This is a genomic window from Parabacteroides bouchesdurhonensis (genome assembly GCF_900186615.1).
GTDB classification, from domain to species: Bacteria; Bacteroidota; Bacteroidia; order Bacteroidales; family Tannerellaceae; genus Parabacteroides; species Parabacteroides bouchesdurhonensis.
The window spans coordinates 521,036-540,168 of the sequence record NZ_LT896588.1; the positions used below are offsets into that span (position 1 = coordinate 521,036).

16 protein-coding genes, 1 tRNA gene and 1 pseudogene are annotated in these 19,133 nt (G+C 41.6%); 4 read left to right on the plus strand and 14 right to left on the minus strand.

Features of this window, described 5'->3' with window-relative positions; genetic code table 11:
- Positions 1-602 (minus strand): annotated as a pseudogene (locus tag C1721_RS02295) (hypothetical protein); the annotation flags it as partial.
- Positions 603-1,385: 783 nt separating this feature from the next.
- Here C1721_RS02295 and C1721_RS02300 point away from each other — a divergent pair.
- The 3 genes from C1721_RS02300 to mazG all read left to right on the plus strand — a co-directional run bounded on the left by C1721_RS02300 (position 1,386) and on the right by mazG (position 5,278).
- Positions 1,386-2,297 (plus strand): RluA family pseudouridine synthase, encoded by a 912-nt coding sequence (locus C1721_RS02300; protein ID WP_102406806.1) that lies wholly within the window; start codon positions 1,386-1,388, stop codon positions 2,295-2,297.
- A 22-nt stretch (positions 2,298-2,319) separates the two neighbouring features.
- A complete protein-coding gene (locus C1721_RS02305) occupies positions 2,320-4,389 on the plus strand; it encodes a protein-disulfide reductase DsbD family protein (RefSeq protein ID WP_102406808.1) in 2,070 nt (689 codons plus the stop codon).
- Positions 4,390-4,492: 103 nt separating this feature from the next.
- Positions 4,493-5,278, plus strand: a complete 786-nt coding sequence (gene mazG / locus C1721_RS02310) for a nucleoside triphosphate pyrophosphohydrolase (RefSeq protein WP_102406810.1) — start codon at positions 4,493-4,495, stop codon at positions 5,276-5,278.
- A gap of 96 nt (positions 5,279-5,374) precedes the next feature.
- Here the strand turns inward: mazG and C1721_RS02315 are convergent, their stop codons facing one another.
- The 13 genes from C1721_RS02315 to C1721_RS02375 all read right to left on the minus strand — a co-directional run bounded on the left by C1721_RS02315 (position 5,375) and on the right by C1721_RS02375 (position 17,870).
- A complete protein-coding gene (locus tag C1721_RS02315; RefSeq protein WP_102406812.1) occupies positions 5,375-5,845 on the minus strand; it encodes a hypothetical protein in 471 nt (156 codons plus the stop codon).
- Positions 5,846-5,893: 48 nt separating this feature from the next.
- A complete protein-coding gene (locus tag C1721_RS02320) occupies positions 5,894-6,283 on the minus strand; it encodes a hypothetical protein (RefSeq protein ID WP_102406814.1) in 390 nt (129 codons plus the stop codon).
- Between the two features lie 48 nt (positions 6,284-6,331).
- Positions 6,332-6,886, minus strand: a complete 555-nt coding sequence (locus C1721_RS02325; protein ID WP_102406816.1) for an RNA polymerase sigma factor — start codon at positions 6,884-6,886, stop codon at positions 6,332-6,334.
- A gap of 201 nt (positions 6,887-7,087) precedes the next feature.
- Positions 7,088-7,171, minus strand: a tRNA-Leu gene (locus C1721_RS02330).
- Positions 7,172-7,332: 161 nt separating this feature from the next.
- Positions 7,333-8,973: a chaperonin GroEL gene (gene groL / locus C1721_RS02335; protein ID WP_102406819.1), complete on the minus strand. Its 1,641-nt coding sequence runs from the start codon at positions 8,971-8,973 to the stop codon at positions 7,333-7,335.
- A gap of 43 nt (positions 8,974-9,016) precedes the next feature.
- Positions 9,017-9,286 carry a co-chaperone GroES gene (locus C1721_RS02340; protein WP_102406821.1) on the minus strand — a complete coding sequence of 90 codons (270 nt, stop codon included), beginning with the start codon at positions 9,284-9,286 and terminating at the stop codon, positions 9,017-9,019.
- A gap of 238 nt (positions 9,287-9,524) precedes the next feature.
- A complete protein-coding gene (locus tag C1721_RS02345) occupies positions 9,525-10,964 on the minus strand; it encodes a glycoside hydrolase family 30 protein (protein WP_102406823.1) in 1,440 nt (479 codons plus the stop codon).
- 92 nt (positions 10,965-11,056) lie between these two features.
- Positions 11,057-12,415 carry a histidine--tRNA ligase gene (gene hisS / locus C1721_RS02350; RefSeq protein ID WP_102406825.1) on the minus strand — a complete coding sequence of 453 codons (1,359 nt, stop codon included), beginning with the start codon at positions 12,413-12,415 and terminating at the stop codon, positions 11,057-11,059.
- Positions 12,416-12,476: 61 nt separating this feature from the next.
- On the minus strand, positions 12,477-13,163 hold the full coding sequence (locus C1721_RS02355; protein ID WP_102406827.1) for a zinc metallopeptidase: 687 nt from the start codon (positions 13,161-13,163) through the stop codon (positions 12,477-12,479).
- A 121-nt stretch (positions 13,164-13,284) separates the two neighbouring features.
- Entirely contained in the window at positions 13,285-14,556 is a 1,272-nt protein-coding gene (locus C1721_RS02360) for an adenylosuccinate synthase (protein WP_102406829.1), read from the minus strand.
- 34 nt (positions 14,557-14,590) lie between these two features.
- Positions 14,591-15,052, minus strand: coding sequence for a Fur family transcriptional regulator (locus tag C1721_RS02365; protein ID WP_102406831.1), 462 nt, complete (start codon positions 15,050-15,052; stop codon positions 14,591-14,593).
- Between the two features lie 56 nt (positions 15,053-15,108).
- A complete protein-coding gene (locus C1721_RS02370) occupies positions 15,109-15,786 on the minus strand; it encodes a DNA alkylation repair protein (RefSeq protein WP_234347261.1) in 678 nt (225 codons plus the stop codon).
- 26 nt (positions 15,787-15,812) lie between these two features.
- A complete protein-coding gene (locus C1721_RS02375) occupies positions 15,813-17,870 on the minus strand; it encodes a dipeptidyl-peptidase 3 family protein (protein ID WP_102406836.1) in 2,058 nt (685 codons plus the stop codon).
- 185 nt (positions 17,871-18,055) lie between these two features.
- Between C1721_RS02375 and mnmA the strand changes: the two genes are divergently transcribed.
- Positions 18,056-19,132, plus strand: a complete 1,077-nt coding sequence (mnmA, locus tag C1721_RS02380) for a tRNA 2-thiouridine(34) synthase MnmA (protein WP_102406838.1) — start codon at positions 18,056-18,058, stop codon at positions 19,130-19,132.
- Position 19,133 lies beyond the last annotated feature (1 nt).

The following is a 19,133-nucleotide window of genomic DNA, read 5'->3' on the forward strand; positions in this document are numbered from 1 at the left end:
CCGCCATTATTTGAATTCAAATCTTTAGCAGTTAATATAACCTCTGTAGCAGCATCTACAATCATCCATTTTGTAGCTGCAACATTGTCAGTTTTATCATTAAACTTTCCGTCCTTTGATAAAATTACAGTACCTGCAGGAATACCTTTCACGTCTGCACTCAAAGTATCCAGTCTCATTGAGCTACCATTAGTGATATAACCACCATCTGTACCTTTCCAAGCCCATTTAGAGATACCATCGGCAATCATGCCTGTACCCTCTTTTGCAAAACTCAACTTAGCATTTGTAGCCTTGTTTACAAATGAAAATACAGAATCTGTTTCTACAGACAGGTCAACCTGCCACATAGCAGAATCCAATGCTGATGCATTTTGGAAATCACCCTTTACAGGAGACATCAAATAAAGACTATCCTTACCGTCGCGAGTTGTAGCTCCCAAATAAGAATTCACGTTAGCGTCTTTAATCTGAATGTGATAATAATTCACAGTGGGCTTAATAGCAGTTGCATGTCCGCCCGTAGGAGCATACTGCGCATTTGCTGATAATCCACCGGCTACCAGAGCGATAGCCAAAAGAGTAGAGAATCTCTTGTTCATAATTCTAAAATTAATATTAATACTAGTGTTTAATTAAAAGCTCTATAAATCAATAATTTATTCCTCAATCAGGACCTTTAAAATGACTAACGAAAACGTTCGTCTAGATTCGTCAATGCAAAGGTACATCTTTCTTTTATTCCTGCAACCCTTTTTGAATAATTTTTCACTGCTCTATATGCTTTCTTATCAACAATATAGCTTATTGGTTACAAAATGAAGGCTTCGTATTACGAACACCCTAAAAACGGGCTAAAAAACGACGATTCTAGACCAACGTTTTCATTAGCCACTTAAATGCCTCTAAAACATAATGTTTTGGAAGGTGAACCGACTATTCTGTTTTCTCTAATAATAAATGTACGCGCGTACATTAATATATACAAAGAAAATCTTCTCCCTAAAATTTCTTTATTTTATCATTTTACCTTATTCGCGTTACCGGAAAGCTATTTATAAATCATCGGGATCTTTTTCCAAAATCATCCCGATGATTTCAAAAAAGGCCTCGATGATCCCGTATATGTTAACAGTCCAGACAAAGGCTTTCAAAAGAGCAGTCTTTTGAATCTAAAAGTCCCGTCTTAACACTTCAAAGGTCTGCTCTTTTGAAATGTTAAGACGGGACTTTTAAGTGCAAAAGATATATCCTTTAGACAGCCAAAGAGCAAACCTCTGCCACATTCACATAAATTAACTGGTAGCATTGCCAGGGAATTAGCCTCATAGCTATTGCAGTATTCCCTAAATGCCAGTATCTTTGCAAGCTATATAAAAATAAATATGAGAAGAAACTCGGCATACAAGGGTGAAAATCAACCGAAAGCCCCCAGAGGACGCAAAGTAACCGTAAAAGAACAAGGTACTTTACTTCCTTTTCTGTTCCAACTGCTAAATGAGCAAAGCAAAAGCTCGGTAAAAATGATGCTAAGCAAAGGCCAGATTTCGGTAAACGGCAAAGTAACCTCCCAGTTCAATACACCGCTTGAACCAAACGACATTGTAAATATCAGCTACGAACGTGGCAAAGTGGCATTCAATAATCCGCTTCTAAAAATCGTTTGGGAAGACGACTCACTGATCGTTGTAAATAAAAAAGAGGGTTTGCTCTCCGTATCTACAACACGCGTTAAAGAACGCACCGCATTCCATATACTAAGCGATTACGTAAAGAAGTCGGACCCAAGAAACAAAATATTCATACTGCACCGGCTGGACAGGGAAACCTCCGGACTGATGATGTTCGCAAAAAATCGCAAAGTGCAGGAAACGTTACAGTCTAACTGGAACAATATGATTACCCAACGCAGCTATGTGGCTGTAGTTGAAGGTCGCCCGGAAAGAGACACAGACTTAATCACCTCTTTCCTGACCGAGAATGCCCAAATGCAGGTATATGTAACTGCCGAAGGAAATGGAAAAGAAGCGATTACCAGATATAGAGTATTGCAGAGCAACGAGGCGTATTCACTCGTTGACCTTGAATTGGAGACAGGGCGCAAGAACCAGATACGTGCGCAAATGCAATCTATAGGCCATCCCATAGCGGGAGACTACAAATATGGAGCTGACACGGACCCCGCCGGACGATTAATGCTACACGCCCGGAAACTTTATTTTATTCATCCCGAGACAGGGGAAGAAATGTGTTTTGAAACGCGTACACCAGACGCTTTCATATCTTTAGCAAAATAAAACTTAGAATAAACATAGCAGCATGAAGAAGCTCGTTAGTATTTTGACATTAGCGCTGATAGCGCTGACAGTACAGGCCCAAATTCTTGATCCTGTAAAGTGGAAAATCAAACTGGAAGATCCCGGCACTCCCGAAAAGGAGATTATATTCACTGCTACCAGCGATAAAGGATGGCATTTATACGACATGGACCTGCCGGAAGGCGGTCCGGTTTCGACCTCTTTCACTTTTGAAACCCTGAACGGAGCGGAATTGATTGGCAAACCGACTTCTTCCGTTAAACCTACAACCGTATACGACGAACAGTTCCAGATGAATCTGCGCTGGTATCCGGGAACTGTTTCATTCACACAGAAAATAAAGGTAACAGACCCGGCTAAATTCAAAGCAGAAGGACAAGTGGAATTTATGGCTTGTAACGATGAGACTTGCCTGCCTCCGGATCACGTAGATTTTTCTTTTGACAAGAAAAATATCCACATGAATGCCGTAAGCGAAGCTGAAACAGTTGCTCCGGACAGGCAGGATGCAACTATAGTACAACCCGACACAGAAGCAGTAGCACTGGAAGCGGCAGAATTAACCACTTCCGAACCTGTAGCACAAAAGTCGGCGGCATCTACCAATGTGGCAAATGAGTTAACAGACAATGCTTCTTTATGGACACCGGTTATCAGTGAGTTAAAAGCATTTGGCGACACAACGGTTTCGGCTACCGACACCTCTTGGTTATTCATCTTTTTCGCAGGTTTCTTAGGAGGTTTAATTGCCTTGCTTACCCCTTGCGTATGGCCTATGATTCCGATGACCGTAAGCTTCTTCCTGAAACGTACCAAAGACCGCAAGAAAGCAATTCGCGACGCACTAACCTATGGTATATCCATTATTGTTATTTATCTGGTAATGGGATTATTGATAACCGGTATTTTCGGAGCAAGCGCTTTGAACGATTTATCCACGAATGCTATCTTTAACATTATATTCTTCCTGCTATTGGTGGTATTTGCCATTTCATTCTTCGGAGCATTTGAACTGGTGCTGCCGGCGTCATGGACAAACAAACTGGATAGCAAGGCAGACTCTACCACCGGAATTCTGAGTATCTTCTTCATGTCATTCACGTTGGTATTGGTATCGTTCTCTTGTACCGGCCCTATCATTGGAACATTATTGGTTCAAGCCGCATCTATGGGCACTGCCGTTGGCCCGGCTATCGGCATGTTTGGCTTTGCATTGGCTCTATCCATACCGTTCAGTTTCTTTGCTATCTTCCCGAATATGCTGCAAAGTATGCCTAAGTCCGGCGGATGGCTAAACTCCGTAAAGGTGGTTTTAGGTTTCCTTGAATTGGCATTAGCCTTAAAATTCCTTTCCGTAGCAGACCTTGCTTACGGATGGCGCTTACTGGATCGTGAAGTATTTATAGTGCTTTGGATCGTAATCTTTGTCTTATTGGGATGTTACTTGCTGGGAAAAATTAAATTCAGCCACGACAGCGATTTAAAATATGTATCTGTACCCCGCCTGTTTATGGCAATCATATCTTTTGCATTTGCCGTCTACATGATTCCGGGGCTTTGGGGTGCACCTCTAAAAGCAATCAGCGCCTTTGCCCCTCCTTTGTACACACAGGATTTCAATCTATATGAGAATGAAGTTCACGCCGCTTTCGACGATTACGAAACAGGTATGGCGTATGCCAAGAAGGTTAACAAACCGGTTATGATAGACTTCTCCGGTTATGGATGTGTAAACTGCCGTAAGATGGAGGCTTCCGTATGGACTGATCCGAAAGTAAAACAATTACTTGAGAAAGATTACGTATTGATCACTTTAATGGTGGACGACAAGACGAAACTGCCGCAACCGATAGAGATTGAAGAGCATGGCAAAGTTCGTAAGCTGAAAACGATAGGCGACAAATGGAGTTACCTGCAACGCAGCAAGTTTGGCGCTAACGCCCAGCCGTTCTATATCTTATTGAACGACGAGGGACAACCGCTCGGACCGTCATACGCTTTCAACGAAGATGTTTCCAAGTATGTCCAATTCCTTCAAAACGGATTGAGAGTATTCAAAGAAAAGAAATAATTAATCAATAATTCAATATGCCAATGTGCCAATAAATACCAATGCTCAAGTAAAGGTATTTTATTGGCACATTGGCATATTAACTAATTATCACATTATTAAAATGGCAACAAAGGAAGAGAAAATGGAAGCCTTCGGGCAATTGCTCGACATTCTGGATGAATTGAGGGTAAAATGCCCGTGGGATCGCAAACAGACAAATGAGAGCCTCCGCACTAACACTATTGAAGAGACATATGAGCTTTGCGATGCTATAATGAAGAACGACAATGAGAACATCAAGAAAGAGCTGGGAGACCTTTTACTACACATCGTTTTCTATGCCAAGATAGGTGAGGAAAAAGAGGCCTTCGACATCAAAGATGTTTGCGATAGTCTTTGCCGGAAACTGATTTACCGCCATCCGCATGTATTCGGAGACAGCTCCGCTGATACGGCTCAGAAGGTAGAGCAAAGCTGGGAGCAACTTAAACTGAAAGAAAAAGGCGGCAACAAAACGGTATTGGAGGGTGTCCCTTCGTCTCTTCCCTCTGTAGTAAAAGCGCACCGCATCCAAGACAAGGCGCGTAATGTAGGCTTCGACTGGGAGCAACGTGACCAGGTATGGGAAAAGGTGCAGGAAGAGTTCAATGAGCTAAAGGTTGAAATAGATCACATGGATGCGGATAAAATGGAAGCCGAATTCGGCGATCTGTTTTTCAGTCTTATTAATGCAGCCCGCTTATATAAAATCAATCCGGACAATGCGTTGGAACGTACAAACCAGAAGTTTATCCGCCGGTTCAATTATCTGGAAGAACATACAATTAAACTAGGACAATCTTTAAAGGAACTGACATTGGAAGAAATGGACAGAATTTGGAACGAAGCGAAAGCGAAAGGGTTATAAAAAACAAAAGGGGAACCGACATCACGTCGCCACCCCTCCCTTAACTTAAACGCCAAAACTAAATCTAAACAAAAAACACAAATAATGATAATATTTTTATTTCTTCTGTTTCTCTTCTTTCTTTTTACCCGATTCCTTCATAAAGCTCCGCATAAACTTGGTTTCTGCTTCCTTGTATTTATAAAGTTTCTCAGGCGTGAGTATTTGTTTGAATTTCTCATAATACTCTTTTTCCAGTTCTGCTTCTTTGAGATGTGCTTGTAAACAAGCATCAACCGCCGCTGTATATTCTGCATCCGTAGGATTCGCATTCAAACGTAACTGCTTATTTAATTTCCGGCAAGGCTTATTTGCTTCAAAAGTCTTCTGCCTAAACTCATCACAAAGCGGAATAAAAACCGCAGCTTCTTCAGGAGTAAGGCTAAGCTCTGCCATTATAAAGGCATTTCTCTTTGCTTGGAATGCTTCTCTATCAAAATGTCGATGTTCTCTTTTCTCCTGCCCTAAGGCATTTGATGATATTAGAACTGAAATCGCTACAAATGTAATAAAAAATATTTTATTCATACAAGTATTATTTCAAAAAAATTTTATTTAATCAAGAAAATATTCAAATTATTCAAAATCGACCATTTCTTCTGCCAATAAATAATTATCATATTGTTCTTCCAAATACTCGAAATATTCCATGTCGTCCTCTGCTTGTATGGCGGCCATAGAATCTTCGGGAACTTCTGTTTTTACAATTAACGAGGCCGATTTACCTTCATTCGTTTGTTGTTCGCCAACAATTACTTTGAAAAACAACCCAAGTCCGGCAAATACCGCTGCCATATACAACCACGGACGCACACGATCCAGCAAAGAAACCTGCTTCGTCTTTTCACGAGGTTTCTCCGGAAGCTGACTCATAATCTGAGAGGTAAGTCCTTCCATATATCCCTGAGGAACTGAAAACGGATTCTTCCCTTTCAAATCTTCCAGATTGTTTTGTTCTGTTTTCATAATTGCTATTCTTTTAATACACCTTTGACGATGCTTAGGCCAAAAGGTTTAAATATCTTTCGTTAAAAACTCCTCTACTTTTTTTACAGCATGATGATATGAAGCTTTCAAAGCTCCTACCGAAGTACCGAGCACGTCTGACATTTCTTCGTATTTCATATCATCAAAATACTTCATATTAAATACAATTCGCTGTTTCTCAGGCAGAGAAAGGATAGCTTCCTGTAATTTCATCTGAGCTGCGTCACCATCAAAATACTCATCACCTTTCAAACGTTCAAGCATAAAAACATCCGTATCGTCTATAGAAATATTATTCAGGCTCCGTTGTTTATTCAAAAAAGTTATACATTCATTGATGGCAATTTTATAAAGCCATGTCGACAATTTAGCTTCCCCTCTAAAATAATCCAGATTTGTCCACGCTTTCAAAAAAGTATTCTGCAACAAGTCGTTAGCATCATCATGACTAAGTACCATCTTACGAATTTGCCAATACAACTTCTCGCCATAGCTGTCCACAACCATCGCAAAAGCATCCCTTTGCCGGGAAGGGTCGCGTAATCGTTCCACTAATTCATCTTCTGTATATCGCTGTAGCATCACTTCTATTTTGGTTGTAAATATAAGAAATGTTTCTTAGAAAAAAAGTTATCTCTTTTACTCTTCAATGAGTTAAACTTTTCTATCCAAAGGAAAGGTTTTTAAAAACATTAAGTAAGCATCCGGAATATCAAAACAGTTATCTTTAACAATAAAAAAGGCTAAACCGGATAATACCGGAATAGCCTTCTCTTAAGGATGTGCCCAGAACAGGACTCGAACCTGCACGATCGCAAAACCACTCGCACCTGAAACGAGCGCGTCTACCAATTCCGCCACCTGGGCAATAGTAAATACTATCTTTCGATTGCGGTGCAAAGGTAGTTTTTTTTTCCATATATCAAAAGATGTTTCCGTTTTAATTTGGCAGATAACACAGAAACGGCCGCTTCCATAAAAAGAAGCAGCCGTTTTCTCTATACATTATATATAAAGGGAAGGATTGATTACATCATACCGCCCATTCCACCACCCATGCCCGGATTCATCGGAGGCATAGCAGGAGTTTCTTCTTTCTTATCGGCAATAACACATTCCGTAGTAAGGAACATACCTGCAATAGAAGCTGCATTTTCCAAAGCTACGCGAGTTACCTTAGCCGGATCTATTACACCAGAAGCACACAAGTTTTCATACTTGTCAAGACGGGCATTGTAACCAAAGTCACCCTTACCTTCTTTCACTTTCTGAACAACAACAGCACCTTCTTTACCTGCGTTAGCTACAATCTGGCGAAGAGGTTCTTCTATAGCGCGTTTAACGATTTCAATACCTGTAGTTTCATCTTCGTTTTCGCCCTTCATGCCTTCCAAAGCATCAATAGCACGAATGTAAGCAACGCCACCGCCCGGAACTGTACCTTCTTCGATAGCAGCACGAGTTGCATGTAACGCATCGTCTACACGGTCTTTCTTTTCTTTCATTTCAACTTCAGAAGGAGCACCTACATACAGAACAGCTACACCTCCGGCCATTTTAGCCAAACGTTCCTGAAGTTTCTCTTTATCATAATCGGATGTTGTATTCTCGATTTGTGTTTTGATCTGAGCGATACGAGCCTGAATAGCTGCTTTATCACCGGCACCGTTCACAATGATTGTTGTATCTTTGTCTACAGTGATCTTTTCAGCTGTACCCAGCATATCCATTGTAGCACCTTCTAACTTCAGACCTTTTTCTTCTGAGATAACAACACCGCCAGTCAATACTGCGATATCTTCCAACATGGCTTTACGGCGATCTCCAAAGCCCGGAGCCTTAACAGCACAGATCTTCAAAGAACCACGCAGACGGTTAACTACCAATGTAGCCAATGCTTCGCTGTCGATATCTTCTGCGATAATCAATAATGGACGACCGCTTTGTACAGCCGGTTCAAGGATAGGAAGAAGGTCTTTCAATACAGAAATCTTCTTATCATAGATCAGGACATACGGATTTTCCATCTCGCATTCCATCTTTTCCGTGTTGGTAACAAAATATGGAGAGATATAACCACGGTCGAACTGCATACCTTCTACTACATCAACTGTAGTTTCAGTTCCTTTAGCTTCTTCAACAGTGATAACACCTTCTTTTTTTACTTTCTGCATAGCTTCAGCGATTAATTTACCGATAGCTTCGTCACCGTTTGCAGATATTTTAGCAACATGTTCGATCTTTTCGAATTTGTCGCCTACTTCCTCAGCCTGAGCAGCAAGACTTTCTACAACTTTAGCAACAGCTTTATCGATACCACGCTTCAAATCCATCGGATTAGCACCGGCAGTAACGTTTTTCAAACCTACACCTATAATAGACTGAGCCAATACTGTAGCAGTAGTTGTACCGTCACCGGCATTGTCGTTAGTTTTAGAAGCTACTTCCTTAACCAATTGCGCACCCATGTTCTCGAACGGGCAAGCCAATTCGATTTCTTTAGCAACCGTTACACCATCCTTTGTAATGTGAGGAGCGCCAAACTTCTTTTCGATAATTACGTTACGTCCCTTCGGGCCTAATGTTACTTTTACCGCATTAGCCAATTCATCCACACCTTTTTTCAGAAGGTCGCGGGCATCCATATCGTATTTAATCTCTTTTGCCATGATATTTATTTCTTTAATGTTATGTTTTTAGAATAATGAAAACTTAAATAATAGCTAAAATGTCAGATTGACGCATGATAAGATATTTCTCACCATCCAGTTCAATTTCCGTACCGGCATATTTACCGTACAAGACAGTATCGCCATTCTTCACAACCATTTCTTCATCCTTTGTTCCGTTACCTACGGCAATAACTTCACCCTTTAAAGGTTTTTCTTTTGCAGAATCCGGAATAATAATACCTCCCAGTGTTTTCTCCTCTGCTGCAGCCGGCTGAATCAGCACTCTGTCTGCTAATGGTTTAATGTTCATCTTCTTTAATATTTTAATTGTTAATAATATTGCTTTTAGCGGTGTATTACATACACACGTCTACGTATATGCGAAATCTGTGCCAAAACAATTGTCAAATAAAAGACTGACAATTTTTCATAACTACCGGCTGTTTGTTGCAGATATAACTGACAGGATGGCTATCCGACATCATCTTATCTACCCGGAATGACGAACAGCCGGAAGAACTCTATTACCTTTGGCTATGGTAGTGAGGCTAGTCTATCAAAAGTGTAGATATGGAATGTGCAGGAAGTGACGGACGGTAAATACGCTCTTCTACACGTATGGAAACAGGTTTGTCAGCATCGGTTTCGTTGGCAATTACCACAACGAGGCTTTTATCCGGGTTACGGAATGCCATCAAATTGGTATATGTACCTTCCGTTGTCAACATCCGAGCACCGGGTTGGACATAATGGCTGACATGTTTCATTACATAATATTCGGGGGTGTAACGAAAAGTTTTTGTTTCGGGATTGACAACAACCAAAGAGTTTTGCGCCCATCCCCAACGGCTGATGCCCCCTTCGTCCAGAGAGATATTCCAATACATATAGGCAGAAGCTCCATTGTTCAAATAATGTTGCATCAAACTCCAGGAATACATCGCTCCTTTCCAGTCATTCTTTCCATTACCGCATTCTTGTTCCGTTTGGTATAGCTTCATATCCGGATAACGTTTATGAATACCGGGAATAGCCCCTTTTCCCGCCCATTGGAAACCTACTCCTTTTACATATTTACTACACAAGGGATCCGTAAGAATAGAATCGACCAACAATTCGTTAGCCCGCTCCATAGTACCGAACATTACTTCCACATTCTTCTTTTCCATCTCAGGTCCGAGATATTCGCCGATAAAGCGAGCCAATCCTTTTGCGGTCCAACAGCAACTGGGAAAAGTTTGAGCGGAATTGAATTCATTCTGAGGCATTACGGCAAAGATTGGGATTCCTTGTTCCTTATAAGCATCTATAAACTTCGAGAAATAAAGAGCATAGGCCTGTAAATACAGTGAGTCCTGAATAAACATATCCATTCCTTCACTCCCTGCTTTATCGGCAGGCAAGCCATTCCGATATTTCTCTTCACTAGTATCTCCATTATAAGCGGAAGCATAGTGTTTATTATATTTCATCCACGAAGGCGGACACCAGGGAGAAGCCCATAACTGTAAATCGGGTTGGTACTTCCGCGCATTGCGGATAAAAGGAATTAACGTTTGCTGGTCATTGGCTATGGTAAAATGTTCCATAGCGAAATCGCCTTCCGTCTCGTTGTACGAATACCAATCGCGCGAGAAGTCATTCGCACCCAAAGGCATCCGGCATATGGAGAAGTTAGCACCTTCACCCGGAAAGAAAAGTTCTTGCATGATATCTTCCCGGATATTCGGTTCCAGTCTGCTCAATGACAGCCAGCCCAATTCATTAAAACAAGCGCCAAAACCATCTATCTGTTGCCGGGGTTCATCAGTACATATTGTTACATCAATGGTGGAGATTGTATCCAGTAAAGCCGAAAGAATATCCGGTTGCTCTTCCCACGAAGCGGACTCAGTTGTAGTAACCCATTCCGCACGAGGCTGAAAAGAACAGGACACCATCAATAATATGACAATAGAAATCAAAGGGAAAGAATAGAATGGTTTCATAACTGCATAAAGATTATAATAAAAAAAGGACGTGTCTAAAGTCCTATTTATAGCGTCGGTATCTTGGCGGGGCGAACCCGCCAAGATACGTATTATTTGAATTGGGAGATCAGTTCTTCTTCCGTTACCAGCTTTTGCTCACCGGTAATCATGTTCTTCAGGTTTATTTTGCCTTCTGCCATTTCCGTTTCACCGACAATAGCCACAAATGGAATCTTCTTAGTGTCTGCATATCCCATCTGTTTCTTCATCTTGGCAGCTTCGGGATAAAGTTCCGTACGGATACCTGCCGCACGAACTTTAGAAATAAGAGGCAGCAAATAAGTTTCTTCTTTCTCTCCAAAGTTAACGAACAGAAGTTGGGTGGTTTGCAGGGAGTCAGCTGGATACAGGTCTAATTGGTTCAATACATCAAATATGCGATCGGCTCCAAATGATATACCTACACCGGATACACCATCCATACCAAACACACCGGTCAGATTGTCATATCGTCCTCCACCGGTAATACTGCCTATCTGTACATCCAATGCTTTTACTTCAAAAATAGCGCCTGTATAATAGTTCAAACCACGTGCCAAGGTCAAATCCAGTTCTAATCCGGCACACAAAGGAGTATGCTTTAAGCGGTCCAGTATAAAGGCAAGTTCGTCCACCCCTTTTAATCCGATTTCCGAGCCGGCAAGAATCTCACGGAGCTTACTGATTTTCTCATCATTCGTTCCGTTCAACATAATAATCGGTTGCAAACGCTGAATCGCGTCTTCGGATAAGCCTTTACTGCAAAGTTCTTCATTTACATTATCCAAGCCGATCTTATCCAGCTTATCAATAGCAACCGTAATATCTACTATCTTATCGGCTTCGCCAATAATCTCGGCAATACCCGAAAGAATCTTTCTATTATTTATTTTGATGCATACGCGGATTCCGAAGCGGAGGAAAACTTCATCTATAATCTGCACCAATTCCACCTCATTAATTAAGGAATCAGAACCTACAACATCGCCGTCGCACTGGTAGAACTCACGATAACGTCCCTTCTGTGGGCGATCGGCACGCCATACGGGTTGTATCTGATACCGCTTGAACGGGAAACTTATCTCATTACGGTGCTGAACAACAAAACGGGCAAAAGGCACGGTCAAATCGTAACGCAAGCCTTTCTCACAAGCTTTTACAGCAAACTTAACCGGATTCTTTTCCATCAGTTCAGCCTCTGAAATCCCGGCAAAACAATCTCCTGAATTTAATATCTTAAAGAGAAGTTTATCACCTTCTTCACCATATTTCCCCATCAGCGTGGACAGATTCTCCATCGCCGGAGTTTCTATCTGCTGAAATCCATACAAATGATATACTTCACGAATCGTGTTGAATATATAATTACGTTTCGCCATTTCCTCGGGCGAAAAGTCTCTGGTTCCTTTAGGAATGGAAGGTTTTTGCATGATTTTATATTATTATATTATTATTCCGGCTGCAAAGGTAATGCTTTTACAGGAATAATTCCTAATCCCGGCTTCTTCCTCCCAGGAAGATCATTATATAATATAATAATGTAGCCAACGAACCTAAAGCCGCAACAACATATGTATAGGCAGCCGAACGTAAAGCGTCTTCCGCTTTATCATGCGTATAGGCATTCGTAATGCCCGCATTGCTTAACCACGCCAATGCGCGCCGGCTTGCATTAATTTCAACCGGCAAAGTAATAAAACTGAATAACGTAGTAGAAGCAAACAGTATAATGCCAAACAACAATAACTGCGGGAATTGATGAATCAACAGCATTCCACCCAGCAACACCCACGTCATTATGTTTGAAGCAAAACTAACAACCGGAACTAATGCCGAACGCATCTTTAACGGAGCATAGGCCGTTGCATGTTGCACAGCGTGCCCGCATTCATGGGCTGCAACAGCTGCCGCCGCTATACTATTACTGTAATATACCGATTCGCTCAAATTCACCGTCTGGTTTGCAGGGTTGTAATGGTCTGTCAAATGGCCCGGAGTAGAAATCACCTTCACATCATAAATACCGTTATCATGCAACATTTTCTCCGCAACGTCTTTTCCGGTCATACCGTTAGGCATAGGAATCTTCGAATACTTCTCAAACTTATTTTGAAGTCGGGAAGACACCAGCCAACTCAACAAGGCGAAACCTATAAATATAATCCAATACATGCTCATAATTTTCTAATCAATTAAGTGTTATATAACAAATACGTTACAAAAAGTCTGCCAAAACAAAAATGGCAGAAGACCACGATCCTGTAAGGATGTCTTCTGCCATTTTATATTGTATGAAAGATTATTCTTCGTTATATCTGATAATAGTCTGCTCACGGTCCGGACCTACAGATACGATCTTAACAGGAACGCCCAATTCTTCTTCCAGGAATGACAGATAAGCATTAAACTCTTCCGGAAATTCATCTTCATTCTGCATTTTTGTCATATCCGTTTTCCATCCCGGCAATTCAACATATACCGGTTCAATCGTATCATCTATTTCAAAAGGAAATTCTACAATCTCTTTTCCATTCATTTTATAAGCAACGCATGCTTTAATTGTATCAAAGCTATCCAGCACATCACTCTTCATCATAATAAGCTGGCTTACGCCGTTAATCATTACCGCATATTTCAGAGCAACAAGATCAATCCAGCCACAACGGCGTTTACGGCCTGTTACAGAACCAAACTCATGTCCTAACTGACAAATTTTATCGCCTGTTTCATCAAACAATTCGGTTGGGAAAGGACCGCTGCCCACACGTGTACAATAAGCTTTAAAGATACCGTAAACTTCTCCTATATTACGCGGAGAAACACCTAAGCCCGTACAGCATCCGGCACAAATCGTATTTGAAGAAGTAACAAACGGATAAGAGCCAAAATCAATATCCAGCATAGTACCTTGCGCACCTTCTGCCAAAACAGATTTTCCCTCTTTCAATAAGTTATTTATTACATGCTCACTATCTATCAACTTAAACTTTTTCAAGTATTCAAGGGCTTCAAACCATTGAGTTTCCAGTTCTTTTATATCATAATCATAGTTCAATGAACGCAGAATTGCTTCATGACGTCCTTTAGCGGCTGCGTATTTTTCGTCGAAGTTATGCAGCAAATCGCCTACACGAACACCATTACGGCTTACCTTATCAGTATAAGTAGGGCCAATACCTTTACCGGTTGTTCCAATCTTTCCGGAACCTTTTGCCGCTTCGTAAGCCGCATCAAGAATACGGTGGGTTGGAAGGATCAAATGTGCTTTCTTGGAAATATAAAGTTGCTTTGTCAAATCATGTCCACTGGCAGCTAAAGCCTCTGCTTCCTGTTTAAACAACAACGGGTCAAGTACTACACCGTTACCGATAACGTTCACCTTTCCTCCTTGAAAAATACCGGAAGGAATAGAACGCAGCACATATTTTTCGCCGTTAAACTCTAATGTATGGCCTGCATTGGGACCACCCTGAAAACGAGTTACCACATCGTAATTCGGAGTCAGAACATCGACAACTTTTCCTTTGCCTTCGTCACCCCACTGCAATCCTAATAAAACATCTACTTTCATTTTTTCTATTTATATAATAGGCTGTTAATATTCTTTACCTGCCGGATCTCTGCATCCTATATTTGCATTTACTGCACAAGCCGTAAATGTACAAACTACAATATTCCGGAGTAAACCGGGCTATTTTCAGATTATCCACATCTGTTTTCAATGTACTGTCACGCAGTTCGCGTACAGCTCCACATTTCGTACAAATCAAATGTAAGTGTGTATCTGCCAGCTTTCTTAATTCATACTGTACGATCTTAGTATTTATCTGATGACGGACTATTAATCCGGCATCAACCAATATTTCGAGTGTATTATAAAGCGTTGCCTTACTAACGTGATAATTATTATCCTCCAGTTGTTGATGAAGCATACACACATCAAAATGCCCGGGAAAAGAACAGATATTCTGAAATATCATATACCTTTCCTCTGTCCTCCTCAGTTTCTTCTCTGCAAGATACCCGGTCAACAAATTCCGCATTTCTGTGTATTCTTTCGCTTCCATCTTTAACCATACAACGCGAACTACAAAGTTAGCGCATTTATTTTAAACGCAAAGCCTTAGAAGTAATATTCAAACTCAAATTTTAAATCATTATAGATTTCCTGCAGCTCCGGAACATCGGATTCTTTTAAATAAGCAAGCTCCAACAACACCTTGCGAGCTTGCTCCTCCGACTGTCTTCCATAACATTTCAAAGCTTTCAGCGCTGCCTGTTTTTCAAACCAGCCGGCAGCAAACGAAGTACTTGTCAACGAACGGATAGATTCCACCCAGAAAGCATCTATATGAGAATTTTCTATTTCCGAACCCGCCGCAAACAAATACATAAACACAAGAAAAGCAATCGCACGGGCATAAATATCCTTCCGGTTATACAGAAAATGAGTGGCTATCTCATCGGCCTCCGGCAATTTAGCATATAAATTGCGAGCCGCCTGTTCCGCAATTTCAGGATAGAGGATTTCACTCATCCATTTTTCCGCCTGCTCATGTGTAAAAGAATTAACAGGTTGAAGCATTGTAGCCATAATCTTCAATTCTCTGACATCTTCTTTCCACATAGCAGATGCCAACGTGGCATCTGCCTCATATCCGGCGGCTATCTTATATATTTCAGGAATAGAAACACCAAAATTCAACTTATAAACAATACCTTTTTCCCGCATACTGGCAGAAATAACCCCATTCATTCCCAAACGAAGCTTATTCCGTATTTCTCTCAATTTATCTTCCATTATGTTTCCGAAGGATCGTTTATTCCTTATTCATTATAATCAGGTAAAAAAGAATACTTTTCACTATATCGAAGCATCTGGTCGGCATAACCTTCCGTATAATCCAATACAATATCCACAACTTCACCTTTATCATTCTTTACTTCCTTCATCACCGGATTAACAAAACCCTTGTATGGGGCTAGGTTCAACTTCGCATAACGGGCAAGCACCTCATCGTGCAATGTCTGATCCACTTTCACGCCATAATCTTCCACCAGTTTCTTTCCGGCGGCAAAATCGCCTTCGCTCTTGATACGTTGCACTTCGGCCAGTAAAGTTCCGAACAAGTTACGCAATTTCTCATAGTCATTTACCACAACAAAGGTTTTTCCATCGCGTTTCTTGTACTCTATTACATTATCGGCTTTCCCGTTTTCGTATGCCCACTTGGCTATCAACTGGCGGTTACGCATATGGGCTTCTTCCACATTCTTACCGGCTTCGATACGGACAAGCTGCGTTAACAGTCCATTCATAATATATTTATAGTATTCCGCTTTGTAAGCTTCGGCATCAGGCACTAAACCTAATTCCACCAACTTCGGATCGGCCAGATAATAAAGGCCGAACAGGTCGGCACGGGCCTCTTCCAATGTAGAGCTATATGCTTTCAGAGCATCCGGATCGGTATTCGGCAGCAGTTTGCCCGAACCATGTCCCAAGCATTCATGCAAATCCGTATGCAGGTTATCCGTGATAAAACCATATTTTTCCAACGCATCGCGTTCTACATCACTCCAAACAAATTCTTCGTTGAAACCGTTACCTTGTGAAGCTTTGTCGTACGCCTCCGTAATATTTTCGATAGTAACAGATTTAGAACCATGGTCACGGCGTATCCAGTCTGCATTCGGCAGGTTGATTCCAATCGGAGTAGACGGATAGCAATCGCCTCCCAACATGGTAACAGTAATAACTTTGGCACTCACGCCTTTCACCTTTTCTTTCTTAAAACGTTTATCCACCGGAGAATGGTCTTCAAACCACTGTGCGTTGCTACTGATTACTTTCGTCCGTTTGGTCGCTTCCTTATTTATAAAGTTGACGGTAGACTCCCAGCTGGCTTTCATACCCAGCGGATCACCGTACGTTTCGATAAAGCCGTCCACAAAATCCACATCCGACACGGTATCTTCTACCCAAAGAATGGAATAAGCGTCGAATGTCTTCAAGTCGCCGGTCTGGTAATACGCTATCAGTTTCTCTATAATTGCCTTCTGCGCATCATTCTCTGCATAAGGAACAGCTTTCTGCAATTCGCCGACTATTTTCTCGATGGCTGCCGAGTAAAGACCGCCAACCTTCCATACCTTTTCAAATATCTTTCCGTTTTCTTTCACCAGGCGGCTGTTCAGTCCGTAAGAGATCGGGGTGACCGTATCTTTGCCAGCTTTCATGGCAGCATAAAAATCTTCTACTTCCTTTTGCGTGATACCGCCACTGTAATAGTTATTGGCAGATGCCAGGATCAGATCCTGATCTCCACTCTGCACCACACGTTTAGCCAACACCGCCGGGTCAAAGATTACCGGAGATATTTCAGCAATAAACTGCTCCAGCGTCTGTCCTTCGCGCAAAGGAAGTTGTGATACACTGACCTGTTCCAGACAGCTCTTGAAAAATTCCGGAGTAAAACCGGGAACAAACTTATCCACCGCATAATGATGATGGATACCGTTTGAAAACCATACCCGCTTTAAGTAAGTCTCCAAAGCCTTGAACTGTTCGTCCTCACGGTTTCCCTTATATTCTTTATAAATGGCTTCAAGTGTGCGGCGGATCGGCAGGTTATACCGGCAATTCTGATCGAAAAAAATATCGCGTCCCATCAAGGCCGCTTCCGACAGATGATATAATAACTGTTTTTGTTTCAACGAAAGAGACTCAAATCCCGGAACTTGATAACGAAGTATTTGCAGGTCCGCAAACTGGTCTACCACATAATTAAAATCGCCTTGAGAGGCCTGGCCGTCATCAGCCTTTTGGCCTGCACAAGCTGTTAATGCCATCGCAGTCATAAATGATATTATTATTTTCTTCATACAATATTATATTTTGAAGTTCTTTTTCTAATATATCAGAAACAGGTTATCATGCAAAGATAACACCTTTGTTACATTCCGAAAGCATATAGCCCGACTTTTCGTTTTATTTTAGAGCAATCTCTCTGCCTGTCTGTTATCTAAAAAAATTGCAGTACCTTTGCAGTCTATATATTTATTCAAGAATGGAAATAGCAGCATTAGTATCAGGAGGCGTGGACAGCTCGGTAGTTGTCCACCAGTTGAAAGAGGCAGGATACGACCCTACCATCTTCTATATCCGTATCGGTATGGAAGATAAAGACGGATATATAGACTGCCCCGCCGAAGAAGATATAGAAATAACCTCATACATAGCCCGTAAATACGGATGCCGTTTTGAAGTGGTATCCTTGCATGATGAATATTGGGATAAGGTAGTGAGTTATACGATAGACTCTGTCAAACGCGGCCTCACTCCCAACCCGGATATGATGTGCAATAAATTCATCAAATTCGGCTGTTTTGAAGAGAAATGGGGTAAAGATTTTGATAAGATCGCAACCGGCCATTACGCTACCACAACGGAAATAAATGGCAAAGTGTGGCTTTCCACAGCAAAAGACCCTGTAAAAGATCAAACGGACTTTCTCGGACAGATTACGCGCCTGCAAATCCAGAAACTGATGTTTCCTATCGGTCATTTGATGAAAAGCGAAGTACGTGCTATCGCCGAAGCACAAAAACTTCCCAGCGCCAAACGAAAAGACAGTCAGGGAATCTGCTTTCTCGGAAAAATCAATTACAATGATTTCATTGAACGTTACCTGGGTAAACGTCCCGGAAAGATCATAGAATTGGAAACCGGTAAAATACTGGGTAAGCACAACGGCTACTGGTTTCACACCATCGGCCAGCGGAAAGGGCTGGGATTAAGCGGTGGCCCCTGGTTTGTCATTAAGAAAGACATCAAGCGCAATATCATATTCGTTTCCAACGGTTACGATCCCGAAACTCAATACGGCAAGACGATCAACATGCACGGTTTCGACTTTATCACCGAAAACCCGTGGGGCGAATTTACCGACGAGAAGGAGATCACGTTCAAAATACGTCACACGCCGGAGTTTACACCGGGACGTATCAAACGTATCGGCGACCTCTACCGTATCGAGTCGGACAATAAAATACAAGGTATTGCTCCCGGCCAATATGGGGTAGTTTACGACAAAGACCACCATCTTTGCCTGGGAAGCGGCATGATTATCGACGAGGAAAAATAAA